The sequence below is a fragment of the Variovorax fucosicus genome (assembly GCF_030316825.1).
Taxonomy (GTDB): domain Bacteria; phylum Pseudomonadota; class Gammaproteobacteria; order Burkholderiales; family Burkholderiaceae_C; genus Variovorax; species Variovorax fucosicus.
Genome location: NZ_JASZYU010000011.1, coordinates 1 through 3606, shown reverse-complemented (window position 1 = coordinate 3606; position 3606 = coordinate 1). Strand labels below are relative to the sequence as shown.

Genomic DNA, 3606 nt, shown 5'->3' with positions numbered 1-3606 from the left:
TGGACCCAGTCCCGGACCGCGCCAAGGACCGAATGGAGAAAGATTTGACCTTAGTGATGCGCCGCGCACTATCGCTTCAATCAGCTTTTTAACGGATGAAGCTGAGCTTCGCAAATTGCTGCCGCCGAATTGCGAACTCGACGGTGAACCCATCGTCACTGTGGAACATGTGACGTTGACAGAACTTGAGTGGCTCGCCGGGCGCGGTTATTCACTGCTTTCGGTTTCATATCCAGTCCGCTACCGCGGCGCTAGCGAATCAGTTCGCGGGTCATTCATGTCTGTCCTATGGGAAAACCGATGTGAACCAATCCTTACTGGCCGTGAGGAACTAGGATTTTCGAAGCTGTACTGTGAGCTGCCAGAGCCCCGAATCCTACAAGGGACTCGACTCCACACGGCCGTTTGGGAAGGGCACGAATTTATCCGGATGGCATTCAGCGACTTGGTGGTCGGGGCGCCGCCGAAGTCACCGGAAAGTGATGGAATTCTGCACCATCGCTACATCCCTAGCCTGCGCCAAGTAGGCGAAGCGGCTGTTGACGAAATGGTGTTGTCTCCACAAGTCAGTTCAGCCAAGCCTCGATATACCTCTTTTGTTTCAGGTATTGGAGAAGTCAAATTTATCCGCTCTACATGGGAGGAGCTTCCAACTATGTTTCACATAGTGAATGCACTTGAAAGTCTGCCGGTGCTTTCACCGCGTTTTAGCTATATCGCCGAAGTGCGAGGCGCTACCGATCTTTCTGAGCAGCGAGTACTGGGATGATCGATTTGGCATGTGCATTCTGAGTCCCATGCGATGTATCCAACGCGGCTTGAACTATTGGACAGGTTTGTTAGTTGGCCCGCTTCAAAGATCGCAATGCAGGTGCACACGCGGTTGCGTTGTCCAACCTTTGGATTGCGCAGTGCAGTTTGATGGGAATGCAGGCAGATTGAACTCGCCAGGCGAATTGATACCAGGCGCCTGAGCATACGAATCGATGCGAATCAGAACATCGATGCAACTTGAAGCAGCTTACGCAGACCATCTTTAATCAAACTCTCAATAGAACGGCATATCAGGGGATCCTGCTTGTTCTGGCATTCATAAAGTCAAAAATAGAGTTCACCTTCTAGAACGTCCACATCGGAAACGCTATGACACTCGCGCATGCTTATGCGGCCCAGTCCGCCACCACCCCACTCGCACCGTTCACTTTCCAGCGTAGATTTCTGACGGCGCGGGATGTTGCCATTGACATTTTGTACTGCGGCGTCTGCCACTCTGACCTGCACACCGCAAGGAGCGAATGGGGCCCGTCGGTATATCCCTGTGTGCCTGGCCATGAGATCGTCGGACGTGTGAGTGAAGTGGGAACGGACGTTTCAAAATTCAAAGTGGGTGACTTCGTCGGCGTGGGCTGCATGGTGGATAGTTGCCAGCATTGTCAACCTTGCGCTCAAGGTCTCGAACAGTACTGCGACAACGGCATGACCGGGACCTACAACAGCCAGGAACAAGTGTCGCGCGCCAATACGTTGGGCGGATACTCGGACCACATCGTGGTATCTGAAAAATTTGTCCTAAGAATCTCACACCACGAAAAGGCCCTAGCTGCTGTAGCGCCATTGTTGTGTGCGGGCATCACAACTTATTCGCCTCTGCGCTACTGGAAGGTTGGTCCGGGCCAGAAGGTGGGTATTGTTGGGCTGGGCGGGCTTGGGCACATGGGGATAAAGATCGCGACAGCGCTGGGTGCGCACGTCGTCCTATTTACCACTTCGCCTAGCAAGACCGAGGACGCGCTGCGGTTGGGAGCCAAGGAAGTCGTTGTTTCGGAGAATGCCGACGCATTGGCGATCCATCGCAACAGCTTTGACTTCATTCTCGATACGGTCGCGGTCGCTCACAACTTGGATCCGCTAGTGACACTGCTTAAGATGAACGGCACTTTGGTCTTGGTTGGGATACCGAGTTCGCCGAATCCTTCGCCCGGCGCATTTGGCCTCATCAGCAAACGACGCAGTATCTCCGGGTCGATGATCGGCGGCATTGCTGAGACTCAGGAGATGTTGGACTTCTGCGCGAAACACAACATCGTCTCTGACGTCGAGATCATCAAGATGCCGCAAATCAACGAGGCCTATGAGCGGATGCTCAAAAGTGATGTCAAGTACCGCTTCGTCATCGACATGGCAACGGTGCGTTAACTCGCGCTAGTCAATCTGGCTGTGTTAGTTGAAGTGGAATCGGCGGGTGGACCAACCGTGTCAGAGCTTGCGAGCATATTGGCCGGTTCGATCGAACTTACCTGCGCCATGGGCTGCTGCCGATTGCGTGGACACCGACCCAAGCTTCTTGAACTCAATCGGACTGACCAGCCGAGTTTCAATTGACGTCGAGTAGGGTTGTAGAGCCGCTCGATGTAGTTGAACACGTCCGCACGTGACTGGTACACCGGTACACCTTCCTGGCCGTGCGCTCGGCGCTCGGTCTTCAATGAACTGAAGAAGCTCTCCATCGCCGAGTTGTCCTTGTCTCCGCGGCTCATGCTGCAGGTGATACGTAAGCCGTCAATAAGCCACGCCCTACCGCATTGATCGAGAAGGCGATAGATGTTCGAGCTTCATCAAACATGAAGGAGCACGTATTGACCAGCATCCCCAAGATCGACCCGAAGCGTTGGCAGCCGCACCTGCAGCGGGCCAGACGCGAGGGCAAGAGCGTGGCTCGCATACGCGAGCGAGCAAAAATACCAATTGTTGACCCGCAACATCTCGCGAAGTGAAGCTACGCTGACGTGGATGCTTGTCAGGCGCTCATTTTCCTAGCGGATCCCCTGAGCTCAGCGCGGTTGAAGAAGGATCTCTGTCTTCTCGTTCGAGCGCGCGCGAAACGAAGTCGTGCGGGCCGAGCGTGCGACCGTCCTGTGATTTCAACTCAAGTGGGCGGAGTTTTTCGTGCGTTTGTCGGTCCACCAGATCATAGGAGAGTTGCCCGGGAGGGAAACAGAATTCTTCTCCCCATTGCCAAAGCGAGGCGACCACTAGGTAGAGCCGTTCACCTTTCTCGGTCAAGACATACTCTCTATAGGACGATCCATCGGAGGCGGGTGCCGTGGTGAGAACGCCGCAGGCAACCAGCTTCCGCAGACGCGTGGTCAAGATGTTCTTCGCTAGTCCTAAGCTCCGTTGAAACTCCCCAAAACGCCGCGTTCCCGCCAAGGCGTCACGAACAATCAGCAGCGACCACCAGTCACCAATTGACTCGAGGGATCGCGCGATCGCGCAAGTGCTGGTTTCCAGCGTTGTACGCTTGCCCTTCATCTCACTCCTTCATGCCGATGTGTGCATGCCAGTGGCTTGTTGCTATAGACGATCCACGTTCCGACAGCGCCGCAGTCACTGTGGTGTCCTGGTTTGCATCGATTCGTACTCAAGCCGTAGGTTGCAAAAATAAACCAGACAGAGTACCATCTGGGCGGTGGTTGTAAAGTTAAACCGATTTGTTGAGGCATTTCGCGATGGGGCGCCCCGATGACGCCTGCGAGGAATGCTTGCCAGCTCGGGCAAATTGGAGCGAAGAGCACATGCGATTAGCTAGAGGGAGCCTGCCATGAA

Annotated in this window: 4 protein-coding genes and 1 pseudogene; 3 read left to right on the top strand and 2 right to left on the bottom strand. The window is 54.6% G+C overall.

Annotated features, from left to right (window positions below; all coding sequences use genetic code 11):
* Nucleotides 1-769: acetoacetate decarboxylase family protein (locus QTI05_RS27740; RefSeq protein ID WP_286625029.1), on the top strand; the 769-nt coding region annotated here is incomplete at its 5' end.
* Nucleotides 770-1143: 374 nt separating this feature from the next.
* Nucleotides 1144-2196 carry an NAD(P)-dependent alcohol dehydrogenase gene (locus QTI05_RS27735; protein WP_076196669.1) on the top strand — a complete coding sequence of 351 codons (1053 nt, stop codon included), beginning with the start codon at nucleotides 1144-1146 and terminating at the stop codon, nucleotides 2194-2196.
* Nucleotides 2197-2363: 167 nt separating this feature from the next.
* Here QTI05_RS27735 and QTI05_RS27730 read toward each other — a convergent pair.
* Nucleotides 2364-2549: pseudogene (locus QTI05_RS27730) on the bottom strand (IS3 family transposase); the annotation flags it as partial.
* A gap of 87 nt (nucleotides 2550-2636) precedes the next feature.
* Here QTI05_RS27730 and QTI05_RS27725 point away from each other — a divergent pair.
* Nucleotides 2637-2774, top strand: a complete 138-nt coding sequence (locus QTI05_RS27725; protein WP_286539712.1) for a hypothetical protein — start codon at nucleotides 2637-2639, stop codon at nucleotides 2772-2774.
* A 31-nt stretch (nucleotides 2775-2805) separates the two neighbouring features.
* Here QTI05_RS27725 and QTI05_RS27720 read toward each other — a convergent pair whose 3' ends face one another.
* The gene (locus QTI05_RS27720; RefSeq protein WP_286539711.1) at nucleotides 2806-3312 is read right to left on the bottom strand and encodes a winged helix-turn-helix transcriptional regulator; all 507 of its coding nucleotides are present in this window, start codon (nucleotides 3310-3312) and stop codon (nucleotides 2806-2808) included.
* Between the last annotated feature and the right edge of the window lie 294 nt (nucleotides 3313-3606).

Excerpts from the sequence above, each read along its gene's own strand:
- QTI05_RS27720 (WP_286539711.1), bottom strand. The coding sequence starts at position 3,312 with ATGAAGGGCAAGCGTACAACGCTGGAAACCAGCACTTGCGCGATCGCG.
- QTI05_RS27735 (WP_076196669.1), top strand. The coding sequence starts at position 1,144 with ATGACACTCGCGCATGCTTATGCGGCCCAGTCCGCCACCACCCCACTC.